We start from the raw sequence: 18,836 nt of genomic DNA, 5'->3' as shown, positions 1-18,836 counted from the left end.
TAGGATCGGTGCTACCCGGTAAAACTTGGGTCGTCGCTGCCCATCCTTAGAAAAACAAGGCATACAACATGAGCAATTCCCTCGCCGAAACACAGTCGGCAAAGACCCGTCGCCGTGCGCTGGTGGCCAGCCTTACTGGCAGTTCCATTGAATGGTTCGACTATTTTCTTTATGGCACCGCCGCCGCTCTGGTTTTCAACAAGCTGTTCTTCCCCAACTTCGATCCGGTGGTCGGGCTGCTGTTGGCTTACTTGTCGTTTTCTCTAACCTTCTTCATCCGGCCTATTGGAGGCGTGCTCTTCGCCCATATCGGCGACCGTATCGGACGCAAGAAAACCCTGGTCATCACCTTGTCGTTGATGGGGGGCGCAACCGTACTGATCGGATGCCTGCCGACTTATGAACATATCGGTGTCTGGGCACCGATACTGTTGATCCTGCTGCGGGTGATCCAGGGCCTTGGGATTGGTGGCGAGTGGGGCGGGGCGCTGCTGCTGGCCTACGAGTACGCGCCGGCCAAGCGCAAGGGCCTGTTCGGCAGCGTGCCGCAAGTAGGCGTGACACTTGGCATGTTGCTGGCCACCCTGGCCGTGAGCCTGATGGCGATGCTGCCCGAGGAAGACTTCCTGTCCTGGGGCTGGCGGGTACCCTTTGTGTTGAGTGCCGGCCTGGTGTTCCTCGGCCTATGGATCCGCCATGGCCTCGACGAAACCCCGGACTTCAAGCACGCCAAGGCCAGCGGTAACGTGTCGAAAATGCCGGTCGTGGAAACGCTACGCAACCACTGGCGTGAAGTGCTGATCGCTGCAGGCCTGAAAGTGGTCGAGACGGCGCCGTTCTACATCTTCTCGACCTTCGTGGTCAGCTATGCGGTAAACAACCTCGGCTACCAGAAAGTCTCGGCGTTGAACGCCGTCATGATCGGTGCCCTGGTGGCCTCCCTGCTGATCCCGGTGATGGGCTGGCTGTCCGACCGGGTCGGCCGCAAGCGTGTGTACATCGGCGGCATCATTGCCATCGCGCTGTACATCGTGCCGTACTTCATGCTGCTCGATACCCGCAGCCAATGGGGCATCACCCTTGCCACCGTGGTTGGCTTCGGCGTGCTCTGGGCGCCGGTCACCGCCGTGCTCGGCACCTTGTCTTCGGAAATATTCTCCACCCGCGTGCGCTACACCGGCATCACCCTGGGCTATCAACTGGGCGCTGCGCTGGCAGGCGGCACCGCACCACTGATCGCAACCTGGCTGCTGTCCGAATACAAGGGCGACTGGCGGCCGGTGGCCCTGTACATGCTGGCAACCGTAGCCATCTCGCTGGTCGCCATCCTATCCGTTGGTAAACGTCGCAAAGACGACGAAATTCAAGGCGGCGCTCGCGCTACCTGAATGCAATAACCGGAGCCTGCGCGCTCCGGGTTCTATCTGTCGCCACTCCGTATCCGTTCCCCGGTGCTGCCTTGTCATGGCAGCACCGCGGGCAGGTGCGTCCTAAAAAAAGCAATACAAGGGAGAGTTGCTTCACATGAAGAGAAAACTATTGAACCTGGCCATTCTTGCAGCCACGGGGAGTTTCGGCGGGCAGGCGCTTGCCGCAGGTTTCATCGAGGACAGCACGGCCAAGCTCGAGCTGCGCAATTTCTACTTCAACCACGATTTCCGTGACACCGACACCCAGACCCAGGACGAGTGGGGCCAGGCCTTCCTGCTCAACGTGCAGTCCGGTTTCACCCAGGGCGTGGTCGGCGTCGGGGTCGATGCCACCTACACCCTGGGCGTGAAGCTCGATGCACCGGGTGCGCGCTCCATTTTCCCGGCCGACAGCGATGGCGAGGCCGTGGACAACTTCAGCCGCGGTGGCCTGACCGGCAAGGTGCGCCTTTCCAGGACCGAGGCCCGCTATGGCATCCTTACGCCGAAGCTGCCGATCCTCTGGTCGAACGACGGCCGCATGCTGCCGCAACTGTTCGAGGGCGGGCAGATCACCAGCAACGAGGTCGACAACCTGACCCTCACGGGTGGTCAGATCGAGCATGTGGTCGGCCGTATGTCGAGTAACTTCACTGGCATGGCCATCGCCGGTGGCAGCCAGCAAAGCAACCACCTGCGTTTTGCCGGCGGCGACTACAAGGGCATCAAGGACCTGACCCTGCAGTATTACTTCGCCAACCTCGAAGATTATTACGACCAGCATTTCCTCGGTGCGCTGCACAGCCTGCCGCTGGGCCCGGGCGTGCTCAAGACCGACCTGCGCTACTTCCGCACCACCTCCGATGGCAAGAATGCCGAGCGTGCCGCAGGCTACCTGGCGTCGACCAATGGCAGCGGCAATGACGGCGAACTGGACAACTCGACCTGGAGCGCCAGGTTTACCTATGCCCTGGGCGGCCATGCCCTGACCCTGGGTTACCAGCAGGTGTCGGACGACAGCATCTTCACCCAGTTGAACCAGGGCGGCCTGGTGAACGAGGGCGCAGGTGGTACCAGCACTTATGTGATCACCGACAGCCTGGTGCAGAACTTCACCTATGCCGGTGAGCGCACCCTCCTTGGCGGCTACGCCTACGACTTCACCGCGCTCGGCGTACCAGGCCTGAACGCCAGCGTCACCTGGCTCAAGGGCGACCAGATCAAGACTGCCGTCGGCTCCGACCGTGAAGAGTGGGAGCGCGACATCGTCCTGAGCTACGTGGTGCAGGGCGGAACATTCAAAGGCCTGGGCGTTGCCTGGCGCAACGGTGTACTGCGCAGCGACGTGCTGGGCGATATCGACCACAACCGCCTGACCGTCAGCTACACCTTGCCGATCTGGTAAGGGCTTCGAAGCGATGCGATGAATTCTTCCTCCTCCCGCAACCCTCGGGAGGGCCGGAGCGGTGCGTCCGTGATTTGCCACGAGCGACTCAGGGAGCATCGGTGCTTGAGCTGTTTTGCCCCGCTGGTGCAGGGGGCTGCATGACGCAGTGAGCGACGGCGACGCCGTCACGATCATTCCAAGGAGACAGTTATGCCTTTCAAGTTCCGCTCCATGCTTATCCCGACTTCGATGTTGTTCACCCTGGCCATGGCGGCACCCTTTGCGTCTGCCGCCGAGACCGTGCAGATGGGGGCCGTGCTGTCCCTGACGGGTGCCAACGCCACCGTCGGCGAAGACGTGCGCCGCGCCGTGAAGCTGGCTGAAGACAAGGTCAACGCCGACGGAGGTGTGCTCGGCAAGCCATTCCAGGTCATCGTCGAGGATTCCGGCGGCAACCCCACCACCGCCATCAACGCCGCCCGCAAGCTGGTCAGCGTTGACAAGGTGCCTGTGGTGATCGGCGAATACTCGTCGGGTATCAGCATCCCGATGGGCCAGTACCTGGTGAAAGAAGGTGTGGTGCATATCAATATCGCCAGCACCAGCGTGAAGATCCGCGACCTGGGCAGCAGTTCGTTCAACCTGATCGGTCTGGAGGACAAGGGCAACAGGTTTTCTTCCCAGGATGCCTGGGACCTGGGCTTTCGCAATGTCGCCGTCCTGGCCCCGAACAATGCCTACGGCCAGGGCGTAGCCCACGGTTTTCGCGCCGAGTTCGAAAAGCTGGGCGGCAAGATCGTCAACGAGACGCTCTACACCGCCGGCCAGTCAACCTACCGCCGCGAGCTGCAGCAGATCGCCCGCAGCAAACCGGACGCATACATCTACACCGCCTACGGGCAGGAGTCTGCCGTCATCAATCGCGAGGCCCTGGAGCTCGGGCTGCGGGAACAGCCGTGGTACGCGATCCTGTTGTCCATGAGCCTGTCGGACACTCCGGCCAACATCGCCCAGGGCCAGTTGGGCATGGAAGTCGGTTCGGTCGTCGGGCCTGCCGGCAAGGCCTACGCCGATGCCTTTGCAGCCAAGTACAAGGAAGGCATGAAGACCTCCTACACCGGCTATGCCTACGACGCCGTGCTGATGGCGGCCAAGGCGATCGAAAAGGCCGGCAGCCGCGAGCCGGCCGCAGTACAGGCCGCGCTCAAGGAGGTGGGCAAGGGCTATGACGGCGTGACCGGAACGGTAGTCTTCGACGACGGCCGCCAGCGGCTCGACCCGCCCTACGCCAAGCTCAAGTATGACGGCGGCAAAGTCGTGCCTCGATAAGTACGCGATACCCCGCCCGGTTGGCCGGGCGGGCTTGTGCCTGCTCTTGCGGAGTGTTTTCCATGTTGCAGTTCCTGATCGATACCTTGCTGCGGGCAACCGACCTGGCGCTGATCGCCTTCGGCCTCAGCCTGGTTTATGGCCTGGTCAAGTTTCCCAATATCGCCCACGTACAATACGCCATGCTGGGTGCATACCTGACCTATGGCCTGGGCGCCATGGGCGCGCCCTTGCCGCTGGCCTTGCTGCTTGCCGCACTGCTGGTCGGTGCCCTGACCCTGGTGCTGCAGCGCCTGGTGTTCCAGCGTCTGCTCAAGAGCGGTCCGGCCATCGCCATGATCGGTTCGCTGGCCATCGCCATGCTGCTGGTCGCCGCGCTCCAGGGCAGCGCGGGTACTTTCCCGCGGATGTTCGAGCTACCCCTGAAAGCACCGATTCTCCTGGGCGACGCACGCATCACCCATACCCAGCTGTACTTCTTCGCCACCACCCTGGTACTCCTGGCAGCGTTCACCGTGGCCCTGTTCCATACCCGCCTGGGGCGTGCGATGCGCTCGCTGGCCGGCAACCCGGCACTGGCCAACGCCAGCGGCCTGCACGCTGCCCGGATCACCCTGATGGTGACCTTCGCCAGTGGTGCGGTCGCCGGTCTGGGCGGCGGCCTGCTGGCCTTGTCCACAGGCGCCCATATCAACCTGGGGCATGACCTGCTTCTGCCGGTGTTCGCCGCGGCCATCCTCGGTGGCCTTGGCAACCCCATGGGGGCGGTTGCCGGTGCCTTGTTGATCGCCTTTACCGAAACCCTGGTCACCAACCTCAACTTCGGTTGGCTGCTGGGTCGGGAAATTGCCTTCCTGCCCGTGTCCTACATCAGCGGCGCGGCGTTCCTGATCCTGCTGCTGGCCTTGCTGTTCAAGCCTTACGGCCTGTTCGACCGGGAGGTGCGCCGTGTTTGATTTCCTGGTTTCCGCGCTTACGTTCGCTAGCCTCTATGGCCTGATGGCGCTGGGGCTCAACCTGCAGGCGGGTTATGGCGGCCTGCTCAATTTCGGCCACATCGCCTTCGCCGGTCTCGGCGCCTACGCCACCGGTATCGCGGTCCAGGCGGGTTATTCGCCATGGCTGGGCATGGCTGTTGGTGTGCTTCTGGCCATGGGCCTGGCTGGGTGCGTGGCCCGCCTGGGGCGCAAGCTGGCTTCGGACTACTGGGGGATCGCCACCCTGGCAATTGCCGAAATCCTGCGTGTGGTGGCGACCAACGAGGGCTGGCTTACCGGTGGTGCGCAAGGCATTGGCGCCATTCCCACGCTGTTCGACGGTGCCGGTTTCCTGGTGATGATGCTGGTGCTGCTGGGCATCGCCACGCTGCTTTGCCAGCGCCTTGGCGATGGCCGCTTCGGGCGCGCCCTGCGGCTGATGCGCGAGGAGCCGCAACTGGCCGCGTGCATGGGCTACGACCTGACCTCGCTGAAGTCGCGGGCGATCATGTCCGGCGCCGCGCTGACCGCCATCGCCGGTTCGTTGTACGCCCACTTCATGAGCTATGTCGGCCCCGACTACCTGCTCGCCTCCGAGACGTTCCTGCTCTGGACCATGTTGATGATCGGTGGCCTGGGCAACCTGCGCGGCGTGCTGCTGGGGGTGTTGCTGGTGCAGGCCGCCTACAGCCTGGTGCCGTTCGCCAAGGATTACCTGGGCCTTGGCTCCGACCTGGCCGGCGCCCTGCGCCTGGGCCTGATCGGCGCGATCCTGCTGGCCTGCCTGATGTGGCGCAGCGAGGGTCTGATCCCTGAAAAAACAAGGAAGATCCCATGAGTGCTTCTCGTGAATACCTGCTCAGTGTGCAATCGGTAGCCAAGGCCTTCGGCGGCAACCAGGTACTGCGCGACGTGAGCTTCAACGTGCAGCGCGGCGAGATCGTCGGCCTGCTTGGTCCCAACGGTTCCGGCAAAAGCACCTTGCTCAACTGCATCACCGGTTTCGAAGCGGTGGATGGTGGCGCCATTGCGCTCGGGGCGCGGCGTATCGAGCGGTTGCAGGCACATCGTATCGTCCGTCACGGCATTGCCCGGACGTTCCAGCTGCCTTCCATGCCCAGCAAGATGTCGGTCATGGAAGTGGCGATGGCAGCCTGCACTCGCCAGCATGGTGTGTTCGCCACGCTTCTCGGCCTTCCGGCGCTGCGCCGGGCCGAAGAACAGGCTCGGGCCAAGGCCGGGCGGCTGATCGATGAGTTGCTGCTCGGCCCGGTACGCGACCTGCCGGCTTCGGCGCTGTCGGGTGGGCAAAAGAAACTGCTGGGGATTGTCTGCGCCTTGATGGGCGAGCCCGAGCTGGTGCTGCTCGACGAGCCTACCGCCGGGGTCCACCCGAACCTGCGGCGTGACCTTGTCGAGGCGCTCAAGCGCCTCAATGCCCAGGGCATGACGCTGGTGATCGTCGAGCATGACATGCACTTCATCCGCGATGTGTGCAGCCGCTGCGTGGTCCTGGACCGCGGCGAGATCGTCGCCAGTTGCCGGCCGGACAAACTTGCCTCCAACCCGCGGGTGATCCAGGCCTACCTGGGTGGCCGCCACACTCCGCAAGCCCTTGAGGAAAATGCGCCATGATCGAAGTGAAGGACGTCGTCGCCGGCTACAGCGCCGAGGTGGACATCCTGCGCGGCATGACCCTGCATGCCGCGCAGAAGGAGATCGTGACCTTGCTGGGCCCCAACGGTTGCGGCAAGAGCACCTTGCTCAAGACCATCGCCGGCTACCTGCTGCCGCGCAAGGGGCAGGTCCTGCTGCGGGGGCAGGATATGTCGCGGGTGCCGGTGCACGAGAAGATCCGCCGCTGCGGGATTGGCTTCGTGCCGCAGACCGACAACGTATTCGCCAGCCTGAGCGTCCGCGAAAATCTCCACGTGGGCGGCCATTACCAGCACGCACGGGACAACCAGCGACGTATCGATGAACTGTGCACCGCCTACCCGATCCTCGCCAGCAAGTTCAACGCGCCGGCGGCGTCCATGTCCGGTGGTGAGCGGCAGATCCTCGCTCTGGCCCGGGCGCTCATGCCCAGGCCAAGCCTGCTGTTGCTCGACGAACCCTCGGCGGGGCTGTCGCCCAAGGTGCTGCTGGAAGTGTTCGAAGCCATCCAGCGGGTCCGCGACCAGGAAGGCGTGACCATCCTGATGGTGGAGCAGAACGCGATGGAGGCGCTGCGCATCTCCGACCGCGCCTATGTGCTGTCCATGGGCAATGTCGCGTTGACCGGCAATGCCCGGGAGCTGATGCATGACCCGCAAGTCAGCGAACTGTACCTGGGCGGGCGGGTCGCCTGAGACTCTGTCGGCATTCGCGATCTTGTGCTCCTGGGGCCGCGAATGGCGTAGAGCGTGCTTGGCCGCGCGGGTTTTCCTGCGCGGCCCTTTTTAAGGCCTTGATGATGAAATTCAGCCACAAGATTCTGTTGGCCGCTGCGCTGGTGGTGGTCAGTGCCTTCGCTTCGTTCACCCTGTACAACTACATCTGGCAACAGCGGTTGCTGGCTCGAGAGCTGCAAAGCCAGTTGCGCGAGGTGGGTGCCCTGGCCGCCGACAGCGTCCACAACTGGCTTGGCGGGCGGGTGCTGCTGGTGGAAAGCCTGGCGCAACGATTGGCCGCCGACACCAGCGAGGCGGCGGTCGAGCAGGCCTTCGGCCAGGATGTGTTGAAGAACACCTTCAACATGGTGTACCTGGCGCGCGCCGATGGCAGCTTCAGCATTCGCCCGCAGCAGGAAATGCCCGCCGGCTATGATGCCCGCCAGCGCGACTGGTACCAGCGTGTGCAGGCGCGCAACGACAGCGTCCTCACCGAGCCCTATATCAATGCCGCTACCCAGGAAATGATCATGGCCGCCGCCGCCCCGGTGGTACGTGCCGGCGAGTTGCTTGGCGCGGTGGGGGCGGGAATGCCGATCGACACCCTGGTGCAGATCATCGGTAGCGTCGACCTGCAGGGCAAAGGCTATGCGTACCTGGTCAATGGCGCCGGGAAGATCCTGGTACACCCGCAGACCGACCTGATCAACCGTCGTCTCGACGAGCTTGACCTGGCGCAGCCCCTGAAGGTCAGCCGTGATCTGCAAGAGCACGAGGCCGATGGCCGGGTTCGCATCGACACGTTCGTGCCGATACCCGGGCTGCCGGGTGCCGACTGGTATGTCGGGCTTTCGGTCGATCGTGACCTGGCCTACCGGCAACTGCGCGATTTCAGTGAGTCGGCATTGATCGCCATGCTGGTGTCGGTGCTGCTGGTGATGCTCGCCCTCGGCGTGCTGCTGCGTTTGCTGATGAAGCCGCTGCTGCGCATGATCGCCGCCATGCAGGACATCGCCGCCGGTGAGGGCGATCTGACCCAGCGCCTGCCGGCCTCTGGTCGTGACGAACTGGCCCGGTTGGCCCAGGCCTTCAACCTTTTCGTCGAGCGCATGCAGCGCACCATCCGCCTGGTCGCCAATGGCAGCGTAGGCGTCGAGGAAGGCTCGCGCAGCGTCGTCCAGGCCAGCCAGGCCACCCTGCGCCAGTCAAGCGACCTGGTGCAGCGCAGCGATACGGTGGCCGCTGCCATCGAACAATTGGGGGCCGCCGCCCAGGAGATTGCCAGCAACGCCGCCAATGTTTCGCTGCAAAGTGCCGCGGCGCGCAACCAGGCCGAACAGGGCCAGCGTATTCTCGGCGATGGCGCCGCGGCACTCGATGCGCTGGCGGCCAGGGTTGAAACCACCCGCGCGAGCATGGAGCAACTGGGGGACCAGACCGAAGCCATCGGTAGCATCCTCGAAGTGATTCAAAGCATCGCCCAGCAAACCAATTTGCTGGCGCTCAACGCAGCCATTGAAGCTGCGCGGGCAGGGGAGTCCGGCCGAGGCTTTGCGGTAGTGGCGGACGAGGTGCGCCAACTGGCACATCGCAGCCAGGGAGCGACACAGGAGATCCATGCCATGATCGAGTCTCTGCGGGGCGGCGCCCAAGCGTCGATTGCCTCGATGGTTACCAGTCATCAGCACGCCGAACTCAGCGTCAGCGTCATGGCCCAGGCTTGCAAGGATATCGACGCCGTGATCGAGCGCCTGGCCGATATCGATGACATGAACCAGTCCGTCGCTGCGGCCACCGATCAGCAACGCGCGGTGGTCGAATCGATCGGTCGCGAAGTCGGCGAAATCGCTACGCTCAACCAGCACGTTCAAGTGGGTCAACAGCACACTATGGACGTTTGCAGGACCATGGACGCCAGGTCGGGTGAGTTGCGCCAGCTGGTGGCAAGTTTCCGCATCGAGCATTGACAGGTGATCCTGTCATGTCGCTGCGGATCCTTGCCATCCGGGCCGGCTGCCTGCTTGGTGACGATCACCTGGCGGTATAGCGTGGAGCAAGCCGGTTGCTGGACAACTGATCGAACAGCGCCTGCCGGCTGGCCTCATAGCGTTCGAACGGCTGCAGGTCGTGCATCGAGGGGATGGAGATCAATACCTCGTCGTCGAAGTCCTGCAGCGCGCCGTCTACCAGGTCCTCAGCCGACATCACGATGCCCGGATCGAGGTTCTCGACGGGCAGGCCGCCGATCTGCCAGAAGTCGGTCGCGGTGGCTCCCGGCAATACGGCCTGGATCCTGATGCCCTGGTCCGCCAGTTCCTTGTGCAAGGATCGGGTAAAGGCGGTGACATAGGCCTTGCTGCCGCCGTACACGCCGTTGAGCAGCTCCGGTGCCAGGCTGACAATGGAGGAGATGTTGATGACGGCGCCTTGCTTGCGCGCCACGAACCCCGGAATGGCCGCATAGGTGAGGCGGGTCAGGGCGGTGATGTTGAGGGTGATCATTTCGGCCATGCGCTCGACGTTGCTCTCCAGCAGGCTGGTGTGGGTGCCGATGCCGGCGTTGTTCACCAGCAGGGTGATGCTGGCGTCCTCGCGCAGCTTGCCTTCTACCCTGGCCAGGTCATCCGGGTTGGCCAGGTCGGCCGGAAACACCTCGACGTTGCGTTGGGTTTGCGTGGTGATGCGATTGGCAAGGGTGTTCAGGCGCTCGTGATTACGGGCCACCAGCACCAGGTCGTAACCCCGGTGTGCAAGGCGTTGCGCGTAGATGGAACCGATGCCGGTGGATGCACCGGTAATGAGGGCGGTGCCTTTGGATTGCGGGGTCATGGTCGTGCTCCGTTGGCTGGGTGTGAAGCCATGATGCAGAAGATCGCCTTTGTCTTAAACGACGCATATGCTACGTTTTCAGGACATCAACACCGTGGAGTTCCGCCATGCACCGTGTCGGCTATCTGCTCACCGATGGTTTCCAGGTCATGTCACTGGCGACCCAGGCCGTATTCGAGTTCGCCAATATGGTTGCCGGCGAAGCGATCTACAGGATCCAGAATTTCTCCGTCGATGGCGGTACGGTGCGCTCCTCCCTCGGGATGTATATGGACACGCTGCCGTTGGCTGCTCCCGGTTTGGCCGACACCTGGATGATCACCGGAACACTGACTCCGCTGACGCCGCCGAGCGAGAAAGTGCTGGAAAGCGTGCGAGGTTTCGTCGAGGGCGCTCGCCGCACCGCCGGCCTGTGTACCGGTGGTTTCATCCTGGCCCAGGCAGGTGTCCTGGATCACCGCAGGGCCACCACACACTGGGCCTATGCGAAACAGCTGCGTGAGCTGCATCCGAAAATCGAAGTCGAGGAAGACCGGATCTTCATCGTGGATGGCCAGGTCTGGACATCCGCCGGCATGACCGCCGCCCTGGACATGGCACTTGGCATGGTGGAGAAGGATCTGGGAAACGAGGTGGCCAGGTCGGTGGCACGCCAGCTGGTCATGTATCAGCGCCGCTCCGGGGGGCAATCCCAGCATTCCGAGCTGCTGACGCTGTCGCCGAAGTCGGACCGGATCCAGGCCGCACTGGATTACGCGCGCCGGAATCTGGGGCGGCCCTTGAGTGTCGAGGAACTCGCCGAAGCCGTGCACCTGAGCCCCCGGCAATTTACCCGGGTATTCACCGCCGAGACCGGCCAATCACCCGCCAAGGCCGTGGAAAGGCTGCGTCTTGAAGCGGCCCGGGTGATGATCGAGCAGAGCCGGCACAGCCTGGACGTGGTGGCGAAGGAAGCCGGCTTCAGGGACCGGCGGCATCTGCGCGAGGTCTTCATTCGTGGTTACGGCGTGCCCCCGCAGGCTGTGCGCAGGGATGCCCGGCGGGTATGGGCGTGAGGGCAAGGGGCCATTCATGGAGGGCTGCTAGAGATTGTCAGGGTCGCCAAAGAACAGTGGGCATCCATGCTAGTCAACAAGTGATGAGCGGGAAATTGAATTTGTACCCCCAGAAGTACCCCTTTCTGCAGTGGTTACGAGTGGACGATAGTGGACGCACTGAAGGGCGGTGTTGAACGTGCTATCACTCGCCAAAGCGTGCCGCTTACGTTTTGGGCTCGTCCCAGTCGCTACGCGTCGCAGCAGTCAGCGCATTCCAGTCATCAGGAGGGTTGCCGCGGCCCAGCATCTTCTCGAAGACAGCGTAGCGATCGGATTTGCTGCCTGCGGACCGTAGGGTGTTTTCGTCGTTGACCCATGCATAGACGATGACTTTGGATCTTGAGTCATAGCGAAAGAACAGCCGAAAGCGCCTGCCGATTTTTGCCCGCCGCCAATGTCGGTAGGCGGTGCCCAGCGTGTTGCCTTGGCGGAAATCATCACGGCCTGGGTTGGCAGGCACAGCCTCCATGATCAGATGGCTCAATGCCCGAAACAGCTTGACGTTGGCGTTGCTCTCAAAACCTTGCGGATCGTTCTGCTCGGCTCGGGCGGCGGCTTCTTGCAATTTGCGTAGCTGTAAAGTCACACCTTCATGGAACAACAGTGTCCAGCCATGTCGCTGCATCAGATCGCGACCTCACCATCGATATCTTCGTCCAGGTTTACGGAGTGGTTTGCATTGGCGAGCATGGTTTGCGCCAAGTCTTCCGGCAGAGTGGTGAGGTTGCGGCCGCTTCGGATATCAGCCTCCAGCAAACCCAGGAATGCACCGATGGCAGGGTCTTCGTGGGTGGTTTCCACGCGGCTGACCACGACTTCCCCGTCGCGTACGTCGAATGCGATCTTGCTACCAGTGTCGAGGCCCAATAGTTGGCGAACGGATTTGGGCAGTGTGATCTGTCCCTTCGAGGTCAATGTGGCGATTTCGTGGATGGCAGGCATGGGTGGTCTCCCGGGTCGATTGATCGAATGGTAAGGAATAGTCCTTACGTGGTCAACTTGGTCTTCTGCTCGTCAAGCGTAAGCGGGCCAGGTGCTCAACAACCACCTCAGGATTACTTACGCTAGCTCCCGGGGCATCATCTTGCAGGTGGTCGAGCAACCTCTAAGCGAGTGTTGCCGACTTGATTGTTGTGCAGCACGGGATAATTCGTGCGTTGTTGAACGTACGCTTGCTTCAACCCCAAGCGACTCAAGGAATTTTGATCCCCAACGCATTCAGCGATGGTGTATCCATCCTGCCATTGACTGTCAGCCCACTGTCCATCTGGAAGGCCATCAACGCACCACGCGTCGCTTTGCCCATCACCCCATCAATGGCGCCTTGGTAATACTGACGCACCATCAGCGCAGTCTGCACACGGGTGACCAGGTTACTTTTCTGCTCATTGGTCGCGCGGCTCTTTGACGTGTTCGAGCTTGCCCCAGGGGTAGTGCCAGACGACTGATAAAGGCTGTTGCTGCTTGGTGTGCTGGGTGCACTCGATGGGCTGTAGCTTCGGGTGCTGGCCGCAGGGGGATTGTAGTAGCGAGGTGCGCTATAGCCACCCGAGCCGCTGTAGTGAGAACTGTGCGAACTGTGGGACCGGTGTGAACTGTGCGAGCGATGCGCAGCATAGATGTTGACGGTGTCTGGTGCATTCAGCGTATCGGCAAATACCGGGGGCTGTAGATTGTCGTTGGGTTGCCAGTTTGCATCGGCGAGCGGCATAGGACCCACTTGTGCCAGGGTGGTACTTGCCATTGGCAGCAAGCTGATCCCACTGATCAGGACTTTCCAGCGGTCGAGCAATTTCACTGTGCACTCCTTGCATAGGCACTAAATGCCTCGGTCGATAGTGGTTTTACGCCGCGGCTCTGCCAGCGGTCGGTGTGGGATTTGAAAAAGCCAGAGCACTGTTTGATGGCAGCGCATTGCTGGCAAGTATCGATGAACAGGTTCTTCCAGTCCGAGATGCTCTGGCGGGCGAAACGCGAGAGGTGTGTCGGGATCAGGCACAGGGGCAAGTTGTAGATCGAAACCGGCACCCCGCGGTTGAACAGGAAATACACGGCCTGGCTCAACGACTCTTGATAGTCCAGCGGGTCAATCCACAGTTCTTCGTAGTGCTTCCTGGCCAGGCCGGTACTTTCAATACCCATCAGCGCAACATGTCGCACGAAGGGCAAGTTCCTGAATACGTAGTGGGCGAGCTCGGGCAAGCGTGGCGTGGTCAGGCGATTGAGCACCACGCGTATCTCGATGATCTGGTTGGCGCGGGTCAGGTTGTAAAGACCTTGCAGGGTTTCGCTGAACGCGCCTGGAGCCTGTACCACATGGTCATGGTCTTCGGCATTGTCGGCATACAACGGGATGCCCCAGCTCAATTGAGGGTGACCGATGGCAGAGAGCGCTGCGATCCAGCTCGGGTCTTGGAACAGCCGCCCGTTGCTGAGCACATGAATGGATTTCTGCGGCAAAACGGCTTTGCACTTGGCCAGGATCTCCAGCAGGCCGTCGCGATATAGCGTTGGTTCTCCGCCGCTGATTCCCAGGTTTTCCTCGCCCGTGTCCATCAGGTCGATCAGCCGTAGGTTCTCCTCGATGTGCCAACGGTCATCGATATCTTTGGGTGGCTGCGAGCACATCAGACAGAGGCTGTTGCAACGATCGGTCATGAACAGCAGGTTGCTGTCTGAGCCTCGTCGATAGAGTACTCGCACCAACGTGTTGCCTGGCGTGATGGCAATGACGTCTCCGGGCTGCACGACATCCGCATCTTTGGGCGTGTGCAGATAGGGCCGTGCGCTGTCGAAGTCGCCGATCAATGGTTCCGGGATCAGGAATCCACCCACTGGTAATGAGAGCAGATGTGGGCTCCGTAGCCGTTCTTCGTTTGACAGCCAAAGCAGCAGATCACCGAACCCAGCGCTTCCGGCACAAACAGCTAGGCCTTGTTCGATGAACTCATCTAGCGTGATGACCTTGAGCAGTTTCGGCTCATTCAGGTGATGGATTTCGAAGTGGGTATCTTTGCGCAGCATCGCCATCAACCCCTGTAACCCGGGAACCGGACATCGCTGTAAGAGCGCCTGTTCAACCAAGACAGCAGCACCCTCTGCACGTTATCGTTGCCATCGTAAAGCAGACTGAATAGATGCTTCAGAAGCCCCATGTTCTTCTTGCAGAAGCTGCTGAACACTCGGTGTCCGATCGGATCAGCTTGGCGCGCATAGTGCTCGATGGGGTCAGCACCACAGTACGGGACAAGTGCGCAGTCGGAGCAGCCCGGCAGCGTCTCTGCTACACCACTGGCGAGCAACGCACTCATAACTGGCGATGCGAGTAACTCCGACAAGGGCTGGTGCACGGTGCCAAGTCTCAAGCCGTCTTCACCCATTTCCAGCAGCATTCGGGCTTCGTCCGAGGGATAAACGTAACCGTCATAGTTGTAAACCAACGCTGCAGTGCCAGCCCCAGCAGGGGATCGCAGGTCTACGTAGCCGGAGGAGAAAGGTGTAAGGATGTTTTTCAGCAGCAGGCTTGTATAACTCTCCGAGAGGTATACGCCCTGTTGGTTGATACGCAGCAAATAGGCCAGTGCCTTCTTGTAGAAGGCCAGGTATCGCTCAATAGGGTAATCAAGTCGATGGGCACTCTTGGTGGCAAACCCATAAGGGCTCAGAGGTCGAAGCGAGATGCTGGAGAAGCGCTGGCTTACATACTCGTCGATGATCGCTTCAGGTTGTTCGAGGCTTCTTGAGGTCAGCGTGGTCAGCGCGGAAACTGCATCATGGCCAAGGCGCTCACGGACCCACTGGATCCCCTTTACAGTGCGTTCGTAGGAGTCTCGTGACGGGGTAGGGCGGTTGGCGTTGTGCAAGGCCGCCGGCCCATCGAGCGAGGTCGAGAACTGGATGCGATGTTGTTCTGCGAAGTCGAGTATTTCCTCCGTCAGGTGGTGCAGCGTGGTGGTGATGACGAACTGTATATCCCGTTGTTCGACCACGTTTCGTTCAACGACCCATTCGACAATCTGGCGGACGCGCTCGAAGGCCAAAAGCGGCTCGCCACCCTGAAACTCCACAGTCAGGGCGGGAGCGTTCGATTCGAACAGGCGATCAACCGCAGCTTGTGCATCCGCTTCCGATAAGTCGTGGCCGGATCCTCCCAGAGGGGCCCGCGACACTTGGCAGTACTGGCAAGTATGGTTGCAGCGCAATGTAACCACGAATAAGTGCAGTGCAGGCCCCTGGAAAAGGAAGTCCTTGCGGCTACGATACTGCGCAGCCATTTCCGGGAAGGGATCGTGGCGGCCTGGTTCGTAGATGAAGTGGCGGGCCAGTAGGTCCTTGTAAAAAGGCGTATTTGCTTGAACGTCGAAGTAACTGAGAGCTCGTAACTGTAATTCGCTCACGTGCATGTACTCACCGGTATCGGACGTGAGCAGGATGTCACGGTCATTTCCCGTATTCATGCGCATGAATCGAAAAGGCAGCAAGCGGTAGTGGTTAGCGTCTGTCGCAATCAGTGTCACTGGGAAATTCCACATCCAGCGAGCGCAGCTTGGGCCAGTACTTCGCGCAACCCTGCTGTTTCGCGGTTGATATGGTCGCGTAGGGCGAAGTCGTTCAGATGCTGGATGATTAGCGAGTGAGCCTGCTCCGGGGAAAGCGTCAGCCTTACTTCAGCGGGGAGGGCCGTGAGGCTTATCTGATTGGCTTCAATGCCGACTTGGATCGTGACAATGTCGGCCAGGGAATAAGCGGCGCGTTGCACCACGCTGAGCGGGTAGGCTGCGCTGTCGAGTTTCAGTGTGACTGGCCATGTCATCGGAACCGGTCCTTCAAATCCTTTGGGAACGTGTGGATTTTGCCGATTAACGAGGCATTATGCCATCATAATTTTTTACATTTGCACACATTTGCTCAGCGTGGGAGATGGCGTGCTCATGCCCTCAGATATACCCCCAAGGTAGCAATCGTCTGGAAGTGAATGGATTTCCATAGCCCATGAAAAGCCCAGAAATGATGAGATGAAAAGTCTGCCCGAGGAGATCTAAAGACTCTCAGGGTCGCCGAAGAACATTTGGACATTCATATAAATCAGAAGGTTATGAATGGGGAATTGGTTTTGTACCCCCAGATGTACCCCTTTTTACAGCAGCTACGAGTGGACTTCGGTGGACGCAACGAGAGGGCGGTTTCAAACGTGCAATCCCTCACCCAGTCGCGCAACTTATGCTTTGGGCTCGTCCCAGTCGCTACGCGTCGCAGCCGTCAGCGCATCCCAGTCATCAGGAGGGTTTCTGCGGCTCTGCATCTTCTCGAATACGGCGTAGGGATCGGATTTGATGCCTGCGGATCGTAGGGTATTTTCGTCGTTGATCCATGTATAGACGATGACCTTGGATTTTGAGTCGTAGCGAAAGAACAGCCGAAAGCTCCTGCCGATTTTTGCCCGCCATTGTCGGTAGGTGGTGCCCAGGGTGTTGCCTTGGCGGAACTCATCACGGCCCGGGTCGGCAGGCATAGCCTCTATGATCAGATGGCTCAATGCCCGAAACAGCTTGACATTGGCGTTGCTCTCAAAGCCTTGCGAGTCGTTCTGCTAGGCTCGGGCTGCGGCTTCTTGCAATTTGCGTAGCTGTAAAGTCACACCTTCATGGAACAACAGTCCAGCCATGTCGCACCATCAGATCGCGACCTCACCGTCGATCTCTTCGTCCAGGTTTACGGAGTGGTTTGCGTTGGCGAGCATGGTTTGCGCCAAATCCTCCAGCAGGGTGGTGAGGTTGCGTCCGCTTCGGATGTCAGCCTCCAGCAAACCCAGGAATGCATCGATGGCAGGGTCTTCGTGGATGGCGTCTACGCGGCTGACGAGGAATAATCCTTCATGGTCAATCTCGGTTTTATGCTGATCAAGCATAGGCGGGGCGGAGACACTGGGCAAGATGGAGCCAAGCGCCGTTAGGCGCTCGCAGATCTCGTTAAGGTCGTCAAGGAAAGGACAGCGATGGAACAGTCATCGGTGGTTTTGGAGGCAAAAGAATTTTCCAGATTAGCCGTCAGCGCGTCTCTCATTTTCTTCGCTGATGCCGTGCAGCACCACGCGATGATCTTGCCTACCGCTGCAGTGGCAGGTGATCTGTCGGCTCTTCGATACAGGCTTTCGGCTGTACCGTCGCTCATGATTACAAACCCTGAACCTAGGCCACATTCTCCGCGGTAGAGCCGGAAGTGCTGCTCCACGGTTTTGTCAGTCATGAAAAAGGTTGTGTTGGTGTATTCGCCGTTTTCAGGGTGTGACAGAACGGCTATCTGCCCATCCTCTTGCTGATGTACAACGCAACCATCCCCCACATGACCGGCAAGGTATCGACCCTTGGAATGGGCGACGAATAACAAGGTGCTGGCTAGCTCCGAATACTCGCAGCACAACCTGATAGCTTGCCGTTCCAAAGCGCTCCGACAACCCGTTAGTAGTTCCGCGCACGCCTCGGCTGGATCGTCTTGAGACAGCGTCCACAGCTCCTCGAAGCGATCAGCCAATGCACGCATCACAGCTTTCACCACCGCACGTGCACCATCTGCTGAGTGGGTTTTCGAGCCAGCACCGTCGGCCAGAGCAATGCACGCGAAATCCTGCTGAGTGCGAGCCGCAGCGTAATCCTGACATGGCAATCCACTCAGGATGTGCGACCGTCCTGTGTGCTGCCCACATGATGTCCGATAGATGTAGCTGCGGCTCGTTTCAGACATATTTTACAGCTGCCCCCAAGCGGCGATGCCTGCCGTATCCAAAATCACTTTTTCACCAGGCGTTGATTGCGACGCACGTGAAACACTGCGGCTCAACCAGAGGAAGAACTCTTTGAAGTTAAGCGCTTTGAGTCGCAACGGAGGGCGTCCGGGAGACAGCATTCCCAGCGTTTCCAGATTCGCAGCCGCACCTATCGCAATCGGGAACACCGTCAGCTTCTTGCTCTCGCACAGGGCGCGCACACGCTGGCTTGTACGACTGATATCGTCCGTAGGTTCACCGTCAGTCATGATGACCATCCAGGGTTGGAAATAGTCGACGCCGGCGCGCTTGTAATCTTCCTTGCGCACTTCGAGCAGATCCAGAGCGAGGTTCACGCCTTGGCCCATGGCCGTCGTGCCTTCGGCAACTAGGGCAGGCACATCCTGACGGCCTATCGCCATGAATTCGACCGTTCGTTTCGCTTCACTGCCGAAAGTAACGATGCTGATCTCTGCGGCGTGCCGGGCAACCTCATCCTCCCGGATTGCCTCGTAAAACATCTGCACACCAGCTTGGAGCTCGCGAATAGGCTCCCCGGCCATAGAACCGCTCACATCCAATACCAGGCAGATGGGTACCCTCGCTGTCGGATTATCTACCAAGTCTTCTTGGCTGAGGATGAAGTCGTCGTCCACGATTGATCTCCTATCGG

General features: G+C 60.4%; 18 protein-coding genes and 3 pseudogenes. 10 read left to right on the top strand and 11 right to left on the bottom strand.

The genetic code is table 11. The features are described 5' to 3' along the window. Positions 1 to 68 precede the first annotated feature (68 nt). From ACKLLE_RS02145 to ACKLLE_RS02105, 9 genes and pseudogenes are all read left to right on the top strand, one after another. A complete protein-coding gene (locus ACKLLE_RS02145) occupies positions 69 to 1,388 on the top strand; it encodes an MFS transporter (protein WP_420056622.1) in 1,320 nt (439 codons plus the stop codon). Positions 1,389 to 1,524: 136 nt separating this feature from the next. Further along, positions 1,525 to 2,814, top strand: coding sequence for an OprD family porin (locus ACKLLE_RS02140; RefSeq protein WP_420056621.1), 1,290 nt, complete (start codon positions 1,525 to 1,527; stop codon positions 2,812 to 2,814). A 192-nt stretch (positions 2,815 to 3,006) separates the two neighbouring features. Beyond that, positions 3,007 to 4,125 carry an ABC transporter substrate-binding protein gene (locus ACKLLE_RS02135; RefSeq protein ID WP_420056620.1) on the top strand — a complete coding sequence of 373 codons (1,119 nt, stop codon included), beginning with the start codon at positions 3,007 to 3,009 and terminating at the stop codon, positions 4,123 to 4,125. A 62-nt stretch (positions 4,126 to 4,187) separates the two neighbouring features. Continuing rightward, on the top strand, positions 4,188 to 5,081 hold the full coding sequence (locus tag ACKLLE_RS02130) for a branched-chain amino acid ABC transporter permease (protein ID WP_420056619.1): 894 nt from the start codon (positions 4,188 to 4,190) through the stop codon (positions 5,079 to 5,081). Then, positions 5,074 to 5,940 (top strand): branched-chain amino acid ABC transporter permease, encoded by an 867-nt coding sequence (locus ACKLLE_RS02125; RefSeq protein ID WP_420056618.1) that lies wholly within the window; start codon positions 5,074 to 5,076, stop codon positions 5,938 to 5,940. Before ACKLLE_RS02130 ends, ACKLLE_RS02125 begins: the two co-directional genes overlap by 8 nt. Beyond that, a complete protein-coding gene (locus tag ACKLLE_RS02120; protein ID WP_420056617.1) occupies positions 5,937 to 6,737 on the top strand; it encodes an ABC transporter ATP-binding protein in 801 nt (266 codons plus the stop codon). Before ACKLLE_RS02125 ends, ACKLLE_RS02120 begins: the two co-directional genes overlap by 4 nt. Then, positions 6,734 to 7,453, top strand: coding sequence for an ABC transporter ATP-binding protein (locus ACKLLE_RS02115; protein WP_420056616.1), 720 nt, complete (start codon positions 6,734 to 6,736; stop codon positions 7,451 to 7,453). Before ACKLLE_RS02120 ends, ACKLLE_RS02115 begins: the two co-directional genes overlap by 4 nt. Before the next feature lie 101 nt (positions 7,454 to 7,554). Next, positions 7,555 to 8,577, top strand: a pseudogene (locus ACKLLE_RS02110) (HAMP domain-containing protein); the annotation flags it as partial. 312 nt (positions 8,578 to 8,889) lie between these two features. Next, positions 8,890 to 9,441, top strand: coding sequence for a methyl-accepting chemotaxis protein (locus ACKLLE_RS02105; RefSeq protein ID WP_420056673.1), 552 nt, complete (start codon positions 8,890 to 8,892; stop codon positions 9,439 to 9,441). Between the two features lie 64 nt (positions 9,442 to 9,505). Here the strand turns inward: ACKLLE_RS02105 and ACKLLE_RS02100 are convergent, their stop codons facing one another. Beyond that, positions 9,506 to 10,303 carry an SDR family NAD(P)-dependent oxidoreductase gene (locus ACKLLE_RS02100; RefSeq protein WP_420056615.1) on the bottom strand — a complete coding sequence of 266 codons (798 nt, stop codon included), beginning with the start codon at positions 10,301 to 10,303 and terminating at the stop codon, positions 9,506 to 9,508. A 107-nt stretch (positions 10,304 to 10,410) separates the two neighbouring features. Here ACKLLE_RS02100 and ACKLLE_RS02095 point away from each other — a divergent pair, with 107 nt between their 5' ends. Further along, complete coding sequence (locus tag ACKLLE_RS02095) at positions 10,411 to 11,358, top strand: GlxA family transcriptional regulator (RefSeq protein ID WP_420056614.1); 948 nt, start codon at positions 10,411 to 10,413, stop codon at positions 11,356 to 11,358. Positions 11,359 to 11,563: 205 nt separating this feature from the next. Here the strand turns inward: ACKLLE_RS02095 and ACKLLE_RS02090 are convergent, their stop codons facing one another. The 10 genes and pseudogenes from ACKLLE_RS02090 to ACKLLE_RS02045 form a co-directional block, all read right to left on the bottom strand. Beyond that, positions 11,564 to 12,025: a type II toxin-antitoxin system YhaV family toxin gene (locus ACKLLE_RS02090; RefSeq protein ID WP_420056613.1), complete on the bottom strand. Its 462-nt coding sequence runs from the start codon at positions 12,023 to 12,025 to the stop codon at positions 11,564 to 11,566. Next, positions 12,025 to 12,342: a type II toxin-antitoxin system PrlF family antitoxin gene (locus ACKLLE_RS02085; RefSeq protein ID WP_420056612.1), complete on the bottom strand. Its 318-nt coding sequence runs from the start codon at positions 12,340 to 12,342 to the stop codon at positions 12,025 to 12,027. The genes ACKLLE_RS02090 and ACKLLE_RS02085 overlap by 1 nt, the downstream gene beginning before the upstream one ends. A gap of 250 nt (positions 12,343 to 12,592) precedes the next feature. Next, positions 12,593 to 13,198, bottom strand: coding sequence for a His-Xaa-Ser repeat protein HxsA (gene hxsA / locus ACKLLE_RS02080; protein WP_420056611.1), 606 nt, complete (start codon positions 13,196 to 13,198; stop codon positions 12,593 to 12,595). Next, a complete protein-coding gene (gene hxsC, locus ACKLLE_RS02075) occupies positions 13,195 to 14,430 on the bottom strand; it encodes a His-Xaa-Ser system radical SAM maturase HxsC (protein ID WP_420056610.1) in 1,236 nt (411 codons plus the stop codon). The genes hxsA and hxsC overlap by 4 nt, the downstream gene beginning before the upstream one ends. Beyond that, positions 14,430 to 15,917, bottom strand: coding sequence for a His-Xaa-Ser system radical SAM maturase HxsB (gene hxsB / locus ACKLLE_RS02070; protein WP_420056609.1), 1,488 nt, complete (start codon positions 15,915 to 15,917; stop codon positions 14,430 to 14,432). Before hxsB ends, hxsC begins: the two co-directional genes overlap by 1 nt. Then, on the bottom strand, positions 15,914 to 16,213 hold the full coding sequence (hxsD, locus tag ACKLLE_RS02065) for a His-Xaa-Ser system protein HxsD (protein ID WP_420056608.1): 300 nt from the start codon (positions 16,211 to 16,213) through the stop codon (positions 15,914 to 15,916). Before hxsD ends, hxsB begins: the two co-directional genes overlap by 4 nt. A gap of 405 nt (positions 16,214 to 16,618) precedes the next feature. Then, a pseudogene (locus tag ACKLLE_RS02060) lies at positions 16,619 to 17,075 on the bottom strand (type II toxin-antitoxin system YhaV family toxin). Beyond that, positions 17,075 to 17,272: pseudogene (locus ACKLLE_RS02055) on the bottom strand (type II toxin-antitoxin system PrlF family antitoxin); the annotation flags it as partial. The pseudogenes ACKLLE_RS02060 and ACKLLE_RS02055, both read right to left, overlap by 1 nt. Positions 17,273 to 17,349: 77 nt before the next feature. Then, the gene (locus tag ACKLLE_RS02050; protein ID WP_420056607.1) at positions 17,350 to 18,141 is read right to left on the bottom strand and encodes a PP2C family serine/threonine-protein phosphatase; all 792 of its coding nucleotides are present in this window, start codon (positions 18,139 to 18,141) and stop codon (positions 17,350 to 17,352) included. A gap of 3 nt (positions 18,142 to 18,144) precedes the next feature. Then, entirely contained in the window at positions 18,145 to 18,819 is a 675-nt protein-coding gene (locus ACKLLE_RS02045; protein ID WP_196136949.1) for a VWA domain-containing protein, read from the bottom strand. Positions 18,820 to 18,836 lie beyond the last annotated feature (17 nt).

It is taken from the genome of Pseudomonas bharatica (assembly GCF_048586865.1).
GTDB classification, from domain to species: Bacteria; Pseudomonadota; Gammaproteobacteria; order Pseudomonadales; family Pseudomonadaceae; genus Aquipseudomonas; species Aquipseudomonas bharatica.
This window is presented reverse-complemented; position numbering and strand designations above follow the sequence as displayed.